The 19,023-nt window shown below is 42.1% G+C and carries 16 protein-coding genes; 6 read left to right on the top strand and 10 right to left on the bottom strand.

Going from position 1 to position 19,023, the window contains the following annotated elements:
* Positions 1-57: 57 nt before the first annotated feature.
* The gene (locus tag H6G86_RS09355; RefSeq protein ID WP_190934071.1) at positions 58-393 is read left to right on the top strand and encodes a hypothetical protein; all 336 of its coding nucleotides are present in this window, start codon (positions 58-60) and stop codon (positions 391-393) included.
* Here H6G86_RS09355 and H6G86_RS09350 read toward each other — a convergent pair.
* From H6G86_RS09350 to H6G86_RS09315, 8 genes are all read right to left on the bottom strand, one after another.
* Positions 371-940 (bottom strand): GNAT family N-acetyltransferase, encoded by a 570-nt coding sequence (locus tag H6G86_RS09350; protein WP_190934070.1) that lies wholly within the window; start codon positions 938-940, stop codon positions 371-373. The two genes, H6G86_RS09355 and H6G86_RS09350, sit on opposite strands and share 23 nt — an antisense overlap.
* A complete protein-coding gene (locus H6G86_RS09345) occupies positions 937-2,292 on the bottom strand; it encodes a UDP-N-acetylmuramoyl-tripeptide--D-alanyl-D-alanine ligase (protein ID WP_190934069.1) in 1,356 nt (451 codons plus the stop codon). Before H6G86_RS09345 ends, H6G86_RS09350 begins: the two co-directional genes overlap by 4 nt.
* A gap of 210 nt (positions 2,293-2,502) precedes the next feature.
* Positions 2,503-2,949: a tellurite resistance TerB family protein gene (locus H6G86_RS09340; protein WP_190934142.1), complete on the bottom strand. Its 447-nt coding sequence runs from the start codon at positions 2,947-2,949 to the stop codon at positions 2,503-2,505.
* Between the two features lie 178 nt (positions 2,950-3,127).
* Positions 3,128-3,265 (bottom strand): hypothetical protein, encoded by a 138-nt coding sequence (locus H6G86_RS09335; RefSeq protein ID WP_041566338.1) that lies wholly within the window; start codon positions 3,263-3,265, stop codon positions 3,128-3,130.
* Between the two features lie 457 nt (positions 3,266-3,722).
* Positions 3,723-4,643 carry a histone deacetylase family protein gene (locus H6G86_RS09330; protein WP_190934068.1) on the bottom strand — a complete coding sequence of 307 codons (921 nt, stop codon included), beginning with the start codon at positions 4,641-4,643 and terminating at the stop codon, positions 3,723-3,725.
* Between the two features lie 191 nt (positions 4,644-4,834).
* Positions 4,835-7,471, bottom strand: coding sequence for an EAL domain-containing protein (locus H6G86_RS09325; RefSeq protein WP_190934067.1), 2,637 nt, complete (start codon positions 7,469-7,471; stop codon positions 4,835-4,837).
* Positions 7,472-8,126: 655 nt separating this feature from the next.
* Entirely contained in the window at positions 8,127-9,923 is a 1,797-nt protein-coding gene (locus H6G86_RS09320; protein ID WP_190934066.1) for a ShlB/FhaC/HecB family hemolysin secretion/activation protein, read from the bottom strand.
* 312 nt (positions 9,924-10,235) lie between these two features.
* Positions 10,236-12,011, bottom strand: a complete 1,776-nt coding sequence (locus tag H6G86_RS09315; RefSeq protein WP_190934141.1) for an SWIM zinc finger family protein — start codon at positions 12,009-12,011, stop codon at positions 10,236-10,238.
* A 474-nt stretch (positions 12,012-12,485) separates the two neighbouring features.
* Between H6G86_RS09315 and lpdA the strand changes: the two genes are divergently transcribed.
* From lpdA to H6G86_RS09295, 4 genes are all read left to right on the top strand, one after another.
* Positions 12,486-13,916, top strand: coding sequence for a dihydrolipoyl dehydrogenase (lpdA, locus tag H6G86_RS09310; RefSeq protein WP_190934065.1), 1,431 nt, complete (start codon positions 12,486-12,488; stop codon positions 13,914-13,916).
* Positions 13,917-14,019: 103 nt separating this feature from the next.
* Entirely contained in the window at positions 14,020-14,910 is an 891-nt protein-coding gene (gene trpC, locus H6G86_RS09305) for an indole-3-glycerol phosphate synthase TrpC (protein WP_190934064.1), read from the top strand.
* A 226-nt stretch (positions 14,911-15,136) separates the two neighbouring features.
* Entirely contained in the window at positions 15,137-15,388 is a 252-nt protein-coding gene (locus tag H6G86_RS09300) for a DUF5340 domain-containing protein (RefSeq protein WP_190934140.1), read from the top strand.
* A 591-nt stretch (positions 15,389-15,979) separates the two neighbouring features.
* Entirely contained in the window at positions 15,980-16,648 is a 669-nt protein-coding gene (locus H6G86_RS09295; RefSeq protein WP_012410520.1) for a carbonic anhydrase, read from the top strand.
* Between the two features lie 191 nt (positions 16,649-16,839).
* Here the strand turns inward: H6G86_RS09295 and H6G86_RS09290 are convergent, their stop codons facing one another.
* Both H6G86_RS09290 and H6G86_RS09285 read right to left on the bottom strand, forming a co-directional pair.
* Positions 16,840-16,998, bottom strand: a complete 159-nt coding sequence (locus H6G86_RS09290; RefSeq protein ID WP_114082940.1) for a YqaE/Pmp3 family membrane protein — start codon at positions 16,996-16,998, stop codon at positions 16,840-16,842.
* A 142-nt stretch (positions 16,999-17,140) separates the two neighbouring features.
* Positions 17,141-17,488: a translation initiation factor gene (locus H6G86_RS09285; RefSeq protein WP_012410518.1), complete on the bottom strand. Its 348-nt coding sequence runs from the start codon at positions 17,486-17,488 to the stop codon at positions 17,141-17,143.
* Positions 17,489-17,761: 273 nt separating this feature from the next.
* On the opposite strand from H6G86_RS09285, the gene trpB reads away from it, so the two are divergent.
* Positions 17,762-18,997, top strand: a complete 1,236-nt coding sequence (gene trpB, locus H6G86_RS09280; RefSeq protein ID WP_190934063.1) for a tryptophan synthase subunit beta — start codon at positions 17,762-17,764, stop codon at positions 18,995-18,997.
* Positions 18,998-19,023: the final 26 nt, after the last annotated feature.

Genomic DNA, 19,023 nt, shown 5'->3' with positions numbered 1-19,023 from the left:
AGTTATTTTAAAATAAATTAAGTTCTTAAAAAGCTAACATCTATCCCAACAACATTAATGCTCGATTTTAACACCTTAGTAGAGTTCTCTCGTGGTAACTGCATAAGTATTTGTGCGTTTCTCGTTCCAGCGAACTTGCTTGTCACAATTTTAACAATGGGTCTGGTAGCCTTACGTCGCCCATCACATCAAGTATGGCAATCTGCTGCAATTGCTAGCTTTTTCGCTTCTGTAATGATCCTGCACGTATATACTTGGTTCATGATTGGCGTGGTGATGGCTCCTACTTATATCTTGTTGTGGCTAGCAATCACGTGTTTGGTGACTAATTTGGGAGCAATTCTTTATCAAAGACGTTACAGTAATAGCCCTAGCCTTTCCAACAACGTCTGAAATCTAGACTTCTCCATTCATGCTCAAGGATGGCATATAGCCAAGAGTCTCGCCATTCTCCCTTAATCCAATGGTGTTCTCGCAAATATCCTTCTTGCTGCATTCCAATTTTTTGCATAACTCGTGCTGAAGCAATGTTTTCTGGATGATAAGTCGCAAATATGCGATGTAAGCCTAACTCCTGAAAACCAAATGACAAAACGGCTTTTACAGCTTCTGTTGCATATCCTTGTCCCCAAAATTCCTTAGTAAAACAGTATCCAATAGAGCCTGTTTTATTATCAATATCCTTAATGGATATGCGACAGATACCAATTAATTGCTGTTGGGTTTTTAAAGTCACTGCCAAGGCAAAATGTTGACGGGGTTCTTCTCCTTGTAATGAAATCTCTGTTTGCAAAAAGTTTTTGGTATCTTCTTCGCTATTAGGGCCAAAAGTCAAATAACGCACAACTTCATGATCGCTAGCGTATTGATGAACCGCTAGCCAATCTGATTCTACAAAGTCTCGTAGTTTGAGACGTTGGGTTGCTAGCGGTAGATTCATTGGGTAAATTCTGCACGTAACTGATTGACAACCCGATCTAATCCCACGGAATGGGCGGCTTTGAACAATAAACGATCGCCTGTTTGCACAAATGTCTTCAACCTAGTCACTAACTCGGCATGAGTTGCAAAGCATTCCGATGGGATACCTTCGGCACTAAGAGCCATCGCTTCGGCATCTTCTCCATCTACCAAAACCAACAAGCCATCTAAATTCAACTTCCGTACTGTTTCTCCCACTCGCTGGTGCAACTGCTGCGATCGCTCTCCTAATTCTTTCATCGCACCCAATACAGCAATCTTCCGCTTTCCGGGTGTGTCTGCCAATAATTGCAACGCTGCAATCATGGCTTCTGGTGCAGCATTATAAGTTTCATCTAAGATTATCACATCATTGGGCAAGGTAAATCGCTGCGATCGTCCCGTGGGCATATCCACTTCTATACCTGCTTTAAGGCTTGCCCAATCAATCCCCAACACTTTTGCTACCGCTAAAGCTGCTAAGAAATTAGTCGCATTGTGACGACCAGGTAGCGGTAGAGGTAGTTGGATTCCTGCAACTTCCACAGTTTCGTTATCAATTAACTGCCCTTGGATATCCCCACCAGAGAAGCCGTAAGTCAAAACTTCTCCTTGCCAAATTTTCGCCGCAGTAGCCATTAATAAAGGATTGTCGTGGTTGAGAATTGCCACACTATCAGCAGCCATTTCAGCTAATAACTCACATTTTGCCTCAGCGATCGCTTCTTCGGAACCCAGTAATTCAATATGTGCCGTCCCCACATTGGTAATTACTCCAATTGTTGGACGCGCTATTTGTGTGAGTTCGGCAATTTGTCCCCTACCCCGCATCGCCATTTCAATCACAGCGTAGTCATTTTCTGCGCCAAGTTCTAGGAGAGTTTTTGGGACACCAATTTCGTTGTTGTAATTTCCATAAGTTTTGTGAACTCGCCCCTTTGTTCCTAAAACTGCGGCGATCAATTCTTTGGTTGTTGTTTTACCCACAGAACCTGTTACGCCAATTACAGGAATATTAAAGCGATCGCGCCACCATCTGCCAATTTGTTGATATGCCTTTAAGGTATCTTTTACCCGTAACACAGGAAAACCGGGATTTTCATATTCAAAATCTACAATTGCAGCTATTGCACCCTTTGTGATCGCAGTTGGCACAAATTTATGTCCATCAAATTTATCGCCTCGCAAAGCGACAAATACTTCACCCAGCTTTAGGGTACGGCTATCTGTTTGTATACCGCAACTTACTTGTGTTAAAGCAGTTTCAGATAAGTTTATCGGACTGGCCAAAAGAACTTCAACCAGTTGGGATAGGGTGGCAGAACAACGCATAAGTAATTTACAATTTAAAGTTCAAAATTATAAAATCGAATTATGACACAATACTACATTGAACAACAAGATTTACGACTTCTCGAAAAAGTCCCAAATTTAAGTCTATTTACAATAACACCAAAAATAGTGCCAAAGAACCTTAAGTCCTTTGGCGCGCCTTTTTTAGAAGCTATTTATATAGTTTAATTAAGCAGATGCTTTATTTTTCTATCCCCGGTTTTTAATTAAGATTACTTGCATGATTTGTAGGGCTATCTCACGAGAAACGCCTAAAGCTTGATATAGATCGTTTAAGAAGCTTTTTTCTTCTTCAGCTACAACACCTTCAGCTAAGACTAAATCAGTGGCTACTGCAAAGGCTACTTCCCGCAAGTCTTGAGATAGAGAATCCTTTGCTGCATCAAATAAAGCGTTAAAACCATCCCCCTTGAGAATGCCTAATATTTGGTCAAACAGCCTATTCATCATCTCATGAGGATAACCTGTAAAAAGTTTCATCCGAGACAGCACAAAAGTGATAGAATTTGCTTGCTCAACAGAAAGGTAACCGTCTGAAGCTGTTGCCGCCAAGACAATAACAGCAAAAGCTTCCGCTGAATTGAGTGCTGCTTGGGTTTGGTTTTCTGTACCCAACACAGCGTTGAATAGACTCATCTGTAGTAACTCCTTGGCTAGAGTCTCAATAGCGCCACAGTTACCTGTATGTTTGGTAGATTTACAGGTAAGACTGTAGCGCTGTAAGACTTTCATGCTTTAGTATTCCCAAGATTTATCCACGGCGAACACTTGCACCCAATGGTTTTTGGCAAGAACTACAATTGCCATCTGTAAATTAGCGTTCTCCTGCCTTTTCTATTGTTTCAATTACCGCTAAACCTATACCAGAAGCTGCTATTAACAGTACTGCTGATATCAAATAGGCATTAGTCAACATCCGTAGGGCTTCACCGAAAAAAATGTAGGTGGTCATTGCTTCACCTTTTAAAATTTGTGCTGCTAGTACTTTTTATTTCTCCACACCCTGATAGGTGAATTTCGCTGAGAAACTGCTAGCAATTGCATCTTAACAAAACTTTAGCTCTTTCAGAACCCCATTCAAAATTTTTATTTCTGAAGATTTGATGAACTTGACAAAAAAGTGCATTAAGTATGGGGCATGAAGAAGAAACAAGGAAGAAAAGGGCTTAAAAGGGTAAGTATTTTGTATTTGGTCATTTTTTAACTATTTCAACCGATGTTTAAATTTTGAAACGACCAAACTACGTTAAATAGTTGAGAATTTTCTCAATTATTTTCGACATACTAAAAAACCTATCCTTGAAAGGAAGAAAAGGGGGAGAGACTTGTCTTCAACTCTTCAGTTCAAGCAACCTTTGCCTGCTTGACTTTTGCGAACTTTTGTTCGGTAATGAGGGGAACAAGGAAAGTTAAAGTAAACAGGGTTCAATTGTCGCTACAACTGATTGAGAAAGAGTATCAAAATCGTAACCACCTTCTAAACCAAACAGAATTTTACGAGTTAGCCCTAGACAATAATTAGTAAATAAAGCATAGTCTTCTGGCTGTAAATTGATACTTGCTAGAGGATCGGCGGCATTGCCATCATAACCAGCACTCACAATCAGTAAATCCGCTTGAAAATTCTCTAAAAACGGTATGACTTGCCTTTCAAATAGTGGCTGATACACTGCAATATCACTACCAGGAGGTACTGGTAAATTTAATACATTATTATGAAAGCCGCTTTCTGTGGCTCTCCCAGTACCGGGATAACATGGATATTGATGTAGGGAACAGTAGGCGATACGTGCTTCAGTTTCGACGATCGCCTGAGTACCATTACCGTGATGTACATCCCAATCGAGAATGGCGACGCGGTTAATTCCGGGTTGTTCAAGGGCAAAGAAAGCGGCGATCGCAGCATTAGAAAATAGGCAAAAGCCCATCCCAGCATCGCTTTCTGCATGATGTCCTGGGGGACGTGCTAATACAAAAGCTGGATTAGCCGACTTTAACACAGCTTCAACACCATCTAGCCATGCACTGACTGCCAACAATGCCACATCATAACTGCGTGGGGAAACTGGTGTATCTCCATCCAAAGGGCCGCCGCCACTAGAAGCGATTTGCCAAAGTTTTTTGATGTAGGCTGGGCTATGAGCTTTAACCAACATAGACATCAGTGATGGCTGTTCTGATACTGGTGTGGGCGATCGCCAGTCAATTTTATCTGCGAATGTAGCTGCTTTTAGGGCATTAGCGATCGCAGTTAAACGTTCTGGTTTTTCGGGATGGTATTTTCCAGTCTTGTGATCTAAAAATTCGTCGGAATAGATGACTGGTAGCATAGGACGAAAAAAGTCGGCAGTAGGACAATAAACAATTCGTAATTCGTAATTATGTTTTATGACTGAATTTTACCCCCAACACAAAACAACTTGTTTATGGGAACGGGAATATCAACCCCTATTCAATTAGAAATTACGAATTATGATGAGTGCTATTGTATCGTTACTGGTACAAACAGTTTTTTCTTGTACTAGATGATTAGTCGTTTACTTTCGAGGATTTCTGTTGCTTTCTGTTCAGGAAGTGGGCGGTAGAAGAAATAGCCCTGTACCTCCTCACAGTTGATAGATTTCAAGAACTCCAATTGTTCTGCTGTTTCCACCCCTTCGGCTGTCAACTTCAATCCCAAGCTGTGTCCCAAGGTAACTATGGCCTGGATAATATGAGATACTTTTGAATCCGGCTGCAAATCTCTCATGAAAGACTGATCTATTTTGAGATTGTGGAGTGGCAAAAGCTGTAGGCGCGAGAGTGAGGAGTGACCCGTACCAAAGTCATCAATAGAGATGTTAACACCCATCTGCTTTAGCTCCTCTAACACCGTTCTGGTAAAACCCAAGTCCTCAATAGCTGTGGTTTCCATAATTTCTAATTCTAAAAAGTGGGCATCTAGACCCGTTTGCTCTAAAACTCTGGTTATAATCTCCACCAATTTGGGTTGGCGGAATTGCTTCAGAGAAAGATTGACAGCCATAGTTATAGGTGGCAATCCTGAATCTTGCCAGATTTTATTTTGCATACAGGCTGTCCGTAGCACCCATTCGCCGATGGCGATAATTAATCCGCTTTCTTCGGCGAGGGGAATAAAGACACTGGGTGCAACCAATCCCATTTCTGGGTGCTGCCAACGCAACAGAGCCTCCATACCAGTAATTTCTCCTGTGCCGATGTTCACACGAGGTTGATAGAACACCGTAAATTCTTCACGTTCTAGGGCATAGCGCAAACTCTTTTCTAAAGTCAGAAGTTCAGGATTCTTGGCGCTCAGAGAAACACTATAATATTGATAGTTATTCCGTCCTTTGTCTTTGGCGTAGTATAAAGCGGCATCTGCGTGCTGGATTAGTGTTTCGGCATCAGGACTGTTGTTATCAAGCAACGCAATACCGAGGCTGGCAGTCACATAAAGTTCATGCCCTTGGAGATAAAAAGGATCTTCTAAGGTTTGTAAAATTCTGTACGCCACTTGCGTTACTTCTTCAATATCAGTGACTCGTGGGAGTAAGATAGTAAACTCATCGCCTCCCCAACGGGCTATAGTGTCTCCCCCTCTGAGTAAATTTTGTAATCTTTGAGCGACGTTTTTTAACAATTGGTCTCCCAAAGTATGCCCCAGAGTGTCATTAATTACCTTGAAGCGATCCAGGTCGAGGAAGATCACAGCTAAACTTTCGTCATTCCGAGTGGCATTGGGCAGAGTTTTACTCAGCAGTTCGTTAAATAGTAGGCGATTGGGCAACCCTGTCAGCATGTCATGGAGGGCTTGATAGCGGATCTTTTCTTCTACTTGCTGACGTTGCCTAGCACCAATAATACTAGCAGCCATTGTCAAAAGTGTAGATTCTTCGTGCTTTGACCAATGACGTTCAAAAGTACAGTCTGCCAAGCCAAGATAGCCCCAGCACTCATTTTCCAAGCGAAGAGGCACCAAAAGAAGGGATTGAATGCCATCTCTAATGAGGAATTCTTGTTCTGCGATCGGAAATTTTTGGGTGAGTCCGCTAATTGACTGGCCGCTACAAAGAACAGTATACCAACGGCCTAATCCAGAACCTTGATAAACCTGATTCTGCCAATGGTGGTGGGTAGATTCAATTAAAGATTGCGTCCATTCAAACCGCAAACTGACTGCTCTTTCCCCTGTAGCAGGATGGGGATGGTTCTGAAAAAGATAAGCACGATCTGCTTTGGCAGCTTCGCCCAGTATAGCCAAAGCCCGCTCAATACCAGTTTCGTAATTCATTTCCCCCAGCAAATAATTAGCGGCTTCTGCAACTGCTTGGAGCAAGCGATCGCGCTGACGCAATTCGGCTGTAGCTTGTTTTTGCTCTGTAATATCCCTAATAATAAAAGTTCTAATTAAATCACTTTGAGGAAGGTAAAGAACGGATTGTTCAAAAACTTCTGTATCTACTTCCACCTCCCGCACAAAAGAATTTTTTTCTAAATTCTTAACTGTACTCAGGAGTCCTGCTAATATTGGGTGTTCTGTCCCAACTTCCCTGAGTTTGGGAAACTTGAGAGTAGCAGCAGGATTGATGTAAGTCACTATTCCCTCGAAATCCATTTCAACAATTGGATTGGGGATGAGTTCAGGGAAAGATGCTAGGCGAGCTAAGGCAGACTCACTTGCTGCTTCCAAGCTGGGATCGATAGCTAAGGTTTGAAAAGGATTGGCAGGACTGGCTTGCTCTGATAGAAAACCAGATAAGTCTTCAACATCAAAAGATTCAGAAAATGCTTCTTCTGAAATGTTGGAAATAGCATAATACTTAGCCTGAGCTTGATTACTGCCAAAGGCAATATTATCTCCATTTCTAAGATTATGAGAAATGGATTTAGTACCATTTATAAATAAGCCATTAGTACTTCCTTTCCCCTTGAAGTTACCATCAATAATCTGGAAGCCATATTGGTCAGTCTCTGGAACAGTTACTCGCAACAAAATTGCGTGTTGCATTGATACTGACCGAGAAACCAAGACAATGGTGTTTGCAGGATGCCGCCCCAGAGAATAAGTAGTCTCTCGTAGGGGGACAGTTCTCCGCCCTTGCAGGTCTTTGATGACCAACAGATGGCGTATTTTTTCCCGCTCATTTCCTAGCATGGCTGTTCCTCAAATTCTCATATATTTTTGTCTTAGTCTGAAAAATAAAACTCCCAGAAGTGCGGTCTGAAAGTCTTAACTTCTAGCAAAACCTGCTTCATAAAATTTGTCACCACCTACGATCACAAAATTGGTGTGAGTTGCAAACCAACCATTTCATTTATGATTAACATCTTGAATAATATGGCTAATTGTTCAATCAGTTTTGCGGTAGAAGTTCTAGCTTTTCTCTAGACTCATTTGGACTTCAAAAAAATAAATTATCCAGTAGGTATGTTATAGCCAGTAACGTACCACCTACAGATAACAGTTGCGTTACCTTGTCGCAATAACACACACGCTCTTTGGTTGGAAAATTTTTTAACTGGAAGTCCCAGAGATAAGTTATCAGCTTTGTCCCTTCGTCTATTCAGCCCAATCTTGTCTTTCTTAGGATACCCAGAATAAAATCAAACACTGAATAGAATATATAGTATATTTACGGATTTTTATTCTGAGTAGTGCAGAAACTCGTAATTATATAAATAACCGTCTGATTTTTAGTTTTGAATGGCAAGAAACCCTCGTTAATGTACTCCTAGGTCGAAGTAGCGTCTCGTTAGAGAAATCTATTGTAGATGAGGTACAAGAATAAACTGTTTCTAACACCTAAATTTTAAAAAGGATTATACAGTAAACTAAAGTACAGACCGTTTTCTTGTAATGTTCTCTCATTTGATTCAACTGATATTAAAGGAACGCCCCAATCAAGACGAACAGTGAAGCGATCGCCCTGTGACCAACGCAACCCCAGACCAACAGAGGCTAAAGTATTAGGGTTGGGATTCTCTCTATCTGAACTATTCCAGCCAACACCAAAATCTACAAAGGGAACAACCTGTAACGTGCTATCTATCTTGGGTAAGCGCAGAATTGGTACTTGAACTTCCGCAGAGACAAAAGTGCCATTATCCGTCAGCAGGTAATCTTGACGATAGCCCCGAATACTATCTTGTCCACCTAAGCCAAATTGCTCTAAAGGCAGAAGTGTTCTAGATGCAAGTTGCGTATTTAAACGAAATAACATTAAGGTTTCAGGAGCTAAGAGGCGTACCCATTGCGCTTGCCCTTGCCAAGCAAAAAAACGGCTATCGGGAGCATTTTGATTAATCGTCGGACTCAAGATATCTATACCCAAACTAAATTGAGAGCGGAGGGCGATGACTTCACGGCTGTTACGACTCGTCCATTCTTGAAAAAATCGGAATGCAGATACCCTGGTGCGTCCTTGTTCATCAGCTCCAGGCGAAAGTTCAGAGCCGGGAAGGCCTACTCTCTGTAGCAAAGACGAAATATCACTTTCGCGTCGGGAAGCTGTCAACCCAAGGGCGAATTCTTGTGTCGGAGTTTGAACTATTGGCTGGCGGAATGTCAGTTCGTAATAGCGAGAATCTGAGTGGATATCTAAAACGTCGAAAGGAGGTTCAATGACATTGCTTGATGTGATGCCATAGTTGAAAGTCAGTGTGCCATTGCGGGGATTGAGTGGTAATGTATAGTTCGCGTCAAGGGAGTTGCTACCATCGGTATTAGTGTAAGCGACACCTAGAGCGTCTCCCAATCCCAATAAGTTAGCTTCATTCAATTGTAAGCGGCGGCGAAAACTGCCAACACTAGGCGATCGCCCATTATCAAGAACTATCTGGCTACTAAAGGTTTTTGCCTCACTAACCTTGACTTCTAAAAGACTCGAACCAGTCCGCGATCCTGCGGAGAGTTCAGCAGAAACGTTTTGAATCAAAGGATTCAGTTGCAAGAGTTGTAGTGCTTCTAGTAGACGCTGCCGATTTAGAGGCGGTGATGTAGCGATCGCTAGGCGGCTGCGGACATAATTCGGATTCAACCGCCGAGTTCCAGTTACTTGAATATCTTCTAATTTACCTTCAACGACCTGAATTTTTACAACACCGGATTGGATTGTTTGGGGTGGGATGTATGCACCAGAGGTAATATAACCATTTCTGACGTATAGCTCGGTAATTTTAGAACGTGCTTGATACACTTCAGTCAGCGAGATCGGTCGTTTGGTAAATTCAGCAGTGGCGAGGGCTAACTCTTCGGGACTGAAAACTGTGCTACCAATAACTTCAAACCGTTCAACAACAATAGTTTGAGGAAACTTACCAGGTAGTGGTTCATCAGGTGTGGGAGTTGGAACAGAGGAGGGAAATAGTTTTGCTGGTGGGGGAAGTGGCTGAGGCAATTTAGGTGAAGGAACTGGCGAAGGTACGGGTGGTTGTAAATCTTGTGGTGGTGGGAGTTGTTGTTGTGAAAGGATGAAAGTACTAGTTGGTAATTGTGTAGTATCAACAGCCTGAGCTTTCAGTGGATTAGAAGATATGCTGCTGAGTAATACAAGCATACTCAGTGGTAAATGGGACGCAATAAGATTCTGAGGATATTTATTAATCATCGCACTGCACTATTTTTTGTCCGTAACTATGGAATTATACGGAAACTGTCTCAGATGTGAATCTTACTTCATCTTTTGCCGTTAAGGTTAATATCTTGGGCAAATCTCAATTTAAAAATGCCATTCAATTTGATCAGTGGTTTTTCATTAAAACTTTCTAGAGACGTAAAAATTTGCGTCTCTACAACCCATTAGACATCTCCGAAAAAGAATGTAGAGACGTAGCAGTGCTACGTCTCTACAAGGGTTCTGGTTAACGCATATTTAATTTCTGGAGATGTCTATTAAATAAAAGCTTAAAAATAATATTTTTTACTCCATATCCCTTTGCTGCAACATTCCCATCAATTTACGTTTACGAGCGTGGGTTTGTATCAAGTTTTCCCGATAACTTAACCAGTCAGCTTTCTTCCCAGATTCCAAGTAGGCGGCACGGACTTTTTTTAACCATTCAACCGCATAGTAGTAATATTCTGCCTTACCTCCATCCATAATCTTTTCGGCACGGCGACGCGCATTAGCAATCACCCAAGCAGGATTGTGAGGGATAGCGGCATTCATGACGCGATGAATCAATTCTGAATAATAAGAACTGAGTTCACTAGCGATCGCAATTGCATCATCAATTAGCCCCTCATGCAAGAATATATCTACCTTGGCTGATTCTGTTCCCCAACCACTATAAGTACGAATAATTCTCAGCAAGTCTGTTTTGACAGGTTCCCAGTTTTCCCCAGCTAATTCTGCCATCTTTTCGTAGTCAACAAAGGAGGGCTTGACTTGAAAAGCCGCTTTTATTGCTAATAAAGCAGCTTCGCTATTACCCAATTCAACAGCTAAATCACTTGTCCAAATTCCTAATTCGTACTGACAATTCCCTGGTAAATTTAACCCACTCTGGGCTATATCTAGTGATTGCTGTAACGCCCCCTGTTCGCTTAGGGCTTTCGCTAAGGCAAACGCCTCTTCCATTGAGTTCATCTGGGTTTGAGCAGCATCAACTGCTTCTTCTACTCTGCCCAAATGCCCTAACATTGTGAGATACTGCTGGGTTTGTCCTTCTGCTTCTGCTAAATAGAGATATTCTTGGTAACGTTCTTGACGTTCGAGAATTTTTAGCCGAATTAGTGCCAAATCATCTGCATAGTCTGGCACGTCTTCTTCCCAAGCTCCCCTTTCGGTAATATTACCTTGAAGAACTTGCACTAGGGGCGGATAATCCCAACCTTGGCGCAAAGCTTCCATCACTAGGCCAAAATCAGCATTCCACTCATCTTGCCAAGCTTCCAAATTTATTTGAATATCAACTTTTTCTTCTGGGGTAAGTTCAGCAGTCAGAATTGCTTCACACCAAGCCTCATTTAATTCCCCAACAATTTCATCATTTTCGGCACCGTAATCTGCAATATCGTCCCAATTTTCCACACAAGTAAAGGTAATCGCTTCTAAAATAGCGATCGCATTTTCACCCTCTCCCCGTTCGCTAAAAGCTACCGCAGTTTGTACCACACTCACCAATTCTTCGGCAATTGGATCTTCTTCACACCCTTCCTCAAAGAAGCGCACAGCATCCCGAATAATTTGCCGGACTTGCCGCCGAAAGGGAGCCGGATCAATAGTCAGACGGCGGACAGGTCTTATGCTTGTTTGCTCAACAATAGGATTCGTCATCCAACCTACATGACGGTCAATCGCATCAATTAGTGGTGGGTATTCATTTACCAACTCTTGCAGCAGCCTTTGAGTTTGGATATTATCCAGGCGATTGAGTAGTTGTTCTAGGGTGGGGCGCTGTTCAATACTTTCTGAATCACGCACACAGACAAGCATCGTGGCGATAATGTGTTTGCACCACCCGTCAAAGTTGTAGGCACAGGTGCAGTTTGCTGAGGTTAACCCACTGCTATCGAAACTCAAATTGACATGATAAGGTCTTGCTTCAGTACCTGCAACTTCCGCTTGAAGCAGATGACCACGTTGGGTAACAGTATGAACAGCACCAGCCTCATAGTACGCCTCGCCGCGTTGGAAAGATTTGGTGTTGGCATGACGGCGGATAGTAAATTCAGTAATTTGGGGAATAGACATCGAGCGATCGCCTGTGTAAATCCTCTGGATGAATCCTAAATCCAGCTTAGGTGTTAGACGATGGCGCTGTAAAGTTATTGGGAATTGGGAAGAGGACAAGGGGACAAGGAGAATTGGGGACAATGGGAAAGACTTGTCTCAAGTTCTCACCCCTTGTCCCCCCATTCCCCATTCCCTTTAAAATAAGTATCTAGATTTGACTATAATTACTGAAAACATCCATCTTTTCGCCCGAAGTCAGTGAATCATAACTGAAGTTAGCAACACCTGAACGTTAAATCAGTAAATAGTTATCAGGCGGATGGTAGGGGATTTAAATCAGTTAGCAGTTTCCAGTGTTCACTGAATAACTGTGTGCTGGGGGCTTAAACCCAGCAACAAAACTGACAACTGATAACTGATAACTGTTAAAGGGGTTGCGCTGATTGTCGGTCAAGTTGAGAATAAATAGGCGAAGCAGACGGGGAACCTAACGTGAGTCAAGGATTTGATTACGATTTAGTTATTATCGGCGCTGGTGTAGGCGGGCATGGTGCAGCCTTACACGCCGTAAGTTGTGGTTTAAAAACAGCGATTATTGAAGCTGGTGATATGGGAGGAACCTGTGTTAATCGGGGTTGTATTCCTTCTAAAGCGCTGCTGGCGGCATCTGGACGTGTGCGGGAGTTACGCAATGCCCACCACCTCAAATCGCTGGGAATTCAAATTGGTAGCGTGGAATTCGATCGTCAAGCGATCGCTAATCATGCTAATAATCTCGTCTCAAAAATTCAAGGGGACTTAACCAACAGTCTCAAACGTCTAGGAGTCGATATTCTCAGGGGTTGGGGAAAAATCGCTGGGGCACAAAAAGTTTCTATCACCGGAGACGGTGGTGAAAAAATCATCACAGCCAAAGACATCATCCTTTCCCCTGGTTCAATTCCTTTTGTACCTCCAGGGATTGAAGTAGATGGCAAAACTGTCTTTACTAGCGACCAAGGTGTGAAGTTAGAGTCTCTACCAGACTGGGTGGCGATTATTGGTAGTGGTTACATCGGCTTAGAATTTTCTGATATTTACTCAGCTTTGGGTTGTGAAATCACCTTGATTGAAGCCCTAGATCAGTTAATGCCAGGATTTGACCGCGATATTGCCAAACTTGCCGAACGCGTGCTGATTACTCCCCGCGATATTGAAACCAAAGTGGGGATATACGCCAAAAAAGTCACCCCTGGTTCACCAGTGGTAATTGAGTTAGCAGATTTCAAAACCAAAGAAGATGTAGATGTCATCGAAGTAGATGCTTGCTTGGTGGCTACAGGACGCATCCCGGCGACCAAAAATCTTGGTTTGGAGTCTGTGGGTATAGAACTCGATCGGCGGAATTTTATCCCAGTTGATGATCGCATGGCAGTACTATCAGGCGGTGAAGTAGTACCAAATGTCTGGGCAATTGGCGATGCTAATGGGAAGATGATGTTAGCACATGCGGCTTCTGCTCAGGGCATCATCGCAGTAGAAAATATAGTTGGGAGGGAAAGAATAGTAGACTATCGCAGCATCCCCGCAGCAGCTTTTACCCACCCAGAAGTTAGCTATGTAGGTTTAACAGAAACCGCAGCGAAGGAATTGGGACAAACCGAAGGGTTTGAAATCGCCACAAGTCGGAGTTACTTCAAAGGGAATTCCAAAGCGTTGGCAGAAAATGAAGCCGACGGTATTGCCAAAGTGATATATCGCAAAGACACAGGAGAAGTCTTAGGCGTTCACATTTTCGGACTGCACGCCTCAGACTTAATTCATGAAGCGTCAGCCGCGATCGCAAACCGTCAATCCGTCCAAAGTCTCGCACATCTAGTTCACGCCCACCCGACACTTTCGGAAGTGCTGGACGAAGCTTATAAACGAGCGATCGCAATTTAGGGATTAGGGATTAGGTACTGGGAATTGAGAAGAATTCTTCCCCAGTCCCCAATCCCCATTCTCCATTCCCCATTCCCCATTTCCCATTTCCCATTCCCCAATTATGCAAATCCGTCGTCGTTCCCCTAATCCAGCTATTGCTGTATCCATGTTACGTTACCAGGCTGCCGTACCTGATTCAGCGCCAAACAATATCTTGGAAGAAATTGTCTGGCAGAAAGAAGTAGAATATGACCTGATGCGGGAAAAGGTTCCTTTGCAAGAATTGCGAAAGCAGGTACTGACTGCGCCGCCAACCCGTGATTTTGTTGCGGCTTTGCGCCAAGGTAAGACGAAGCCAGCATTGATTACCGAAGTTAAAAAAGCTTCACCAAGTAAAGGCGTTTTCCGAGAAGATTTTGACCCAGTAGCGATCGCCCAATCTTATCAGCAAGGTGGTGCTAGTTGTCTTTCGGTGCTAACCGATGTCAAGTTCTTTCAAGGTAGTTTTGAAAACTTAGCCAAGATTCGGGCTGCCGTAGATTTGCCCCTATTATGCAAAGAGTTTATCATTTATGCTTACCAAATATACTTGGCACGGATTCACGGTGCAGATGCTATTTTGTTGATTGCGGCTATCCTGGGCGATCAAGATTTGAAATACTTCCTCAAAATTGCTAACAACTTGAAAATGGCAGCCCTGATTGAAGTCCATAGCTTGGCAGAACTTGACCGTGTGTTAGCCTTGGATGGGGTCTCTTTAGTAGGAATCAATAATCGCAACTTGGAAGATTTCTCCGTTGACTTGCAAACTACTTGCCAACTTTTAGCTGCAAGGGGTAGCCAATTGCAGGAGAAAAACATCCTTGTTGTCAGCGAGTCAGGACTACACAACCCAGATGATTTGAGTTTAGTGCTTACAGCAGGTGCATCTGCTGTACTGATTGGAGAGTCTTTGGTAAAACAACCAGATCCCGGCGCTGCGATCGCCAGTATATTACCGAAAAATTTCTGAAATAAAAACTTCCCCTGTACCTCTTAGTGCAGGGCAACTAATGGGGCATACTATGCGTAGACACGCAGCACTTTGCTGTCAACTATTATCAATATCTTTGCCAAATCTTCATCGCTAATCAAATCAAAGCCATAAGCAACTAGTTATTTCTTATGTAACAATTTATATACGAGAGATGAAATTTGACTAAGACAAAATTCCAAATATGAAATCAAAATTAAACTTCATGGAGCAAATTCCTCTACCTTCACCTATTCACTACGAACTTATACTTCAACTTTTAGAAAGACAAACTATGTTAGCAGTAAATGATAATCCAGATTTACGCCATCAGGTAAATCAACTAATTATTACTCTCCGTAAAGCTGCGGTACAACAAAAACGACTAGAAGAAATTTGCGAGTTTTCCTCTGTAACTGTCGATCACCGTTGGTCAATCAACCATCATAACGATAGCAAAGTTGTTACCCCCGATTGAAGCTGATAACTGAATATCTCAACCTCAAATTTGGCATCTTTATTAAGATAGTTTACTGTTATCAGGAAAAAATATCTCTGTGTATTTAAAGAGATAGCATTAAAAAGTTACGCCGCACTTCCTTGACTCAAATGCACGGTTTGGGGTGTGATTTAAAATGATTTTGTTTAGAGATTTTTTTTTACTTTGTAAAAGTATCTACAGATGTTAGATGAAGGTTAGAAATTGACAGTCTTAATAATCAGATTTTTGGTGATATAAATTTTACTTTATTTAGCTATTTACCTAAAGTTATACATAGTTATTTTCTCTCTAAATTCTAAATCGCTTGTTTACAATTTATCCAATAATTATATTAATGCTGTAAGTAATTTTGCACAATAAATCAAAACTATGTAATATTAATGAACTAGGCTAAAACCCTTATACCTATTGCCTTATGCCAACGACAATTATTTACGCTCACTTACTTATGTAGAAAAAGACTGTCATCTTTCTCAAATTTTAGATTGCAACAAGTTCATACTGATTTAGCGGAAACTGTAATTCAGCTAAAATATTTATGAGATTATCTCCCGAATTTGACGAAAGATGAAATATAACAGCATTGATGAACTCTTCAGAAATAATCAGGCTTGGGTTGCGGAGAAATTAGCTATAGATCCAACTTACTTTCAAGAATTATCTAAGGGACAAACACCACCTTTTCTATACATTGGGTGTTCTGATAGTCGTTTACCCTTAACAAACCTTACTCGTACAGAACCAGGAGAATTATTTGTTCATCGTAATATTGCTAATCAAGTTTCTCTAACGGATATTAACTTTTTAGCCGTTTTAGAATACGCAATTTTACATCTAAAGGTGGAACATATTATCGTTTGTGGTCACTACGACTGCGGAGGAATTAAAGCGGCTTTAGAAGGAAGAACCATCGGCATTCTTGATAATTGGGTAAATCCTATTCGGGAACTGTATTTACACAAACAAGAAGAAATTGATGCCTTACCAACCAGAGAAGAACGTCTGAATCGTTTGGCAGAAATAAATGTAGTGGCGCAAGTGAAAAATCTTTACCAAACTTCTATCATGCGTCAGGCACTTTATGAGCGAAAAGCGCCTATGGTTCATGGTTGGGTACTAGATATACGCACTGGCTTAATCAAAGATTTGAATGTCTCAACTGTGCAATGGCAGTTACACATCTGCCCTTTGCTTCTAGAGTTTAGACTCTATGCGATGTTAAAAAATGAGAGCTAATTCGGGATTGCCTACCACAGAGATTAATACTTTATCGACATGATAAATCATGTCTTTAGAGTTTTTTAAGTAAAAGAAACATGGTATTGTCATATATCCGTGCAGACATCCAACTCAAAAATCTTTTTGTAGAGGCAATTGATTAATTGCCTCTGTAGATATATTTACACCCAATCTACTCGTACAAAGAATTATTTCTTAGCAATTATCCATACTGCATGAATAATTCCAGGAATGTAACCGAAAAGCGTCAGAACTATATTAATCCAAAAATCTATACCAAAACCTACTTGTAAAAAAACTCCCAAAGGCGGTACAAAAATGGCACACAGAAGCCGAACTAAATCCATGTAAACCTCCTAATTCCTCTTACTAAAAATAGCTTGTTAGTGAAGTGATTCACTACTGTTCAAGCATATTTGTACCTCTCAAAGATAACATTCCCTTTTTCACTTGAGGTCGCGGTTAAGATGCGGTAAACCGCACTCAAAATTAGCCACCGCTAATTTTGGCTTTATAACCTAGCTTGGTCAAAATCTCGACAATTTTCTGTTTGTGTTCGCCCTGAATTTCAATTTCGTTATCTTTAAGTGTCCCACCTGTCCCACACTGGGTCTTCAACTGCTTTACTAAGTCTGCCAAGGTTTCTGGTTTAGCTTGAAAACCGCTAATCACTGTAACAGTTTTGCCTTTGCGTCCTTTGCGAGAAGCTTGTACTTTTAGATTTTGTTGTTGTGGGGGCAGTTCTGGAATTGGTCTTTCTGTGGCGGCGGAGTTGTCGTTACCAAATTCGCGGTAGACGAAGCTTTTGTCAGAAGATTTAGAATTGGAAGAAGACATAAAATAAATGTTTAAGAAAAATTTCAAAGGCAGTGGAAACTTCTACGCAACCATTCTGCTGGGATATCAATTTCTAGGCTAACATTACAAATCCATTGCCAGGAATTGGGCATTGGGCATTGGGGAGAATAACATTTCCTCTTTCCCCTCTGCCCCCTTGCTTCTTCCTCCTTCCCCATTCCCCATTCCCCATTCCCCTTTCCCTAGATATACCCAGATATGTCCCAGACTTTTCTATAATAATTAAGTCATTTTCGTCATCGAAAACAGCCTGTGACTACCACTCCCCTATCTCCAAGTTCAACTGCTCAGGTTCCCGATGCGTTAGGTCGCTTTGGACGCTTCGGCGGTAAGTATGTACCTGAAACGCTGATGCCTGCCCTTGCTGAATTAGAAACAGCTTATCAGCAATACCGCAATGACCCTGGTTTTCAAGCAGAATTACAGCAGTTGTTACGAGACTATGTGGGACGCGCCACACCATTGTATTTCGCGGAACGCCTGACTGCTCATTATGCGCGACCCGATCGCACTGGTCCACAAATTTATCTAAAGCGCGAAGATTTAAATCATACAGGCGCTCACAAAATCAATAATGCCCTTGGTCAGGTTTTGTTAGCGAAACGCATGGGTAAGCAACGGATTATTGCCGAAACTGGTGCTGGACAACATGGAGTTGCTACAGCCACAGTTTGCGCTCGTTTTGGGCTGGAATGCGTAATTTACATGGGCGTTCATGATATGGAACGCCAATCTTTAAATGTTTTCAGAATGCGGTTGATGGGGGCAGAAGTGCGTCCGGTGGAAGCGGGAACTGGAACCCTGAAAGATGCCACTTCGGAAGCAATCCGCGATTGGGTAACAAATGTGGAAACAACTCACTACATCTTGGGTTCAGTAGCAGGGCCCCATCCTTACCCGATGATGGTACGTGATTTCCATGCAGTAATCGGCCAAGAAACTCGCGCCCAAGCAATGGAAAAGTGGGGCACATTGCCTGATATTCTCTTGGCTTGTGTGGGTGGTGGTTCCAATGCAATGGGACTATTCTATGAGTTTATTAATGAGCCTTCTATACGGTTCATTGGGGTTGAGGCAGCCGGAGAAGGTGTTAATACTGAAAAACACGCAGCAACCTTGACAAAAGGACGAGTTGGTGTGTTGCACGGAGCAATGAGCTATCTATTACAAGATGAGGATGGGCAAATCATTGAGGCGCACTCAATTAGTGCAGGGTTAGATTATCCCGGTGTGGGGCCAGAACATAGCTATTTGAAAGACACTGGTCGCGCTGAATATTATAGTGTGACAGATGCAGAGGCAATGGCTGCATTCCAGCAATTATCGAAATTGGAAGGGATTATCCCAGCATTAGAAACAGCCCATGCGATCGCATATCTTGAAACCTTATGTCCCCAACTAAGCGGCAGTCCTCGGATTGTAATTAACTGTTCTGGACGCGGTGATAAAGATGTACAAACGGTAGCTAAGTTATTAGATCCAGGGTAAATCTACTTAAAATATTTGGGAAGAAG

This window comes from Nostoc sp. FACHB-133 (genome assembly GCF_014698055.1).
Taxonomy (GTDB): domain Bacteria; phylum Cyanobacteriota; class Cyanobacteriia; order Cyanobacteriales; family Nostocaceae; genus Nostoc.
This window is presented reverse-complemented; position numbering and strand designations above follow the sequence as displayed.

Coding starts and splice junctions, on each gene's coding strand:
- H6G86_RS09320 (WP_190934066.1), bottom strand. CDS start 9,923: ATGATTAATAAATATCCTCAGAATCTTATTGCGTCCCATTTACCACTG.
- H6G86_RS09315 (WP_190934141.1), bottom strand. CDS start 12,011: ATGTCTATTCCCCAAATTACTGAATTTACTATCCGCCGTCATGCCAAC.
- H6G86_RS09295 (WP_012410520.1), top strand. CDS start 15,980: ATGAAATATAACAGCATTGATGAACTCTTCAGAAATAATCAGGCTTGG.
- H6G86_RS09350 (WP_190934070.1), bottom strand. CDS start 940: ATGAATCTACCGCTAGCAACCCAACGTCTCAAACTACGAGACTTTGTA.
- H6G86_RS09330 (WP_190934068.1), bottom strand. CDS start 4,643: ATGCTACCAGTCATCTATTCCGACGAATTTTTAGATCACAAGACTGGA.
- H6G86_RS09285 (WP_012410518.1), bottom strand. CDS start 17,488: ATGTCTTCTTCCAATTCTAAATCTTCTGACAAAAGCTTCGTCTACCGC.
- trpC (WP_190934064.1), top strand. CDS start 14,020: ATGCAAATCCGTCGTCGTTCCCCTAATCCAGCTATTGCTGTATCCATG.
- H6G86_RS09290 (WP_114082940.1), bottom strand. CDS start 16,998: ATGGATTTAGTTCGGCTTCTGTGTGCCATTTTTGTACCGCCTTTGGGA.
- H6G86_RS09355 (WP_190934071.1), top strand. CDS start 58: ATGCTCGATTTTAACACCTTAGTAGAGTTCTCTCGTGGTAACTGCATA.
- H6G86_RS09300 (WP_190934140.1), top strand. CDS start 15,137: ATGGAGCAAATTCCTCTACCTTCACCTATTCACTACGAACTTATACTT.
- H6G86_RS09345 (WP_190934069.1), bottom strand. CDS start 2,292: ATGCGTTGTTCTGCCACCCTATCCCAACTGGTTGAAGTTCTTTTGGCC.
- H6G86_RS09340 (WP_190934142.1), bottom strand. CDS start 2,949: ATGAGTCTATTCAACGCTGTGTTGGGTACAGAAAACCAAACCCAAGCA.
- H6G86_RS09335 (WP_041566338.1), bottom strand. CDS start 3,265: ATGACCACCTACATTTTTTTCGGTGAAGCCCTACGGATGTTGACTAAT.
- H6G86_RS09325 (WP_190934067.1), bottom strand. CDS start 7,471: ATGCTAGGAAATGAGCGGGAAAAAATACGCCATCTGTTGGTCATCAAA.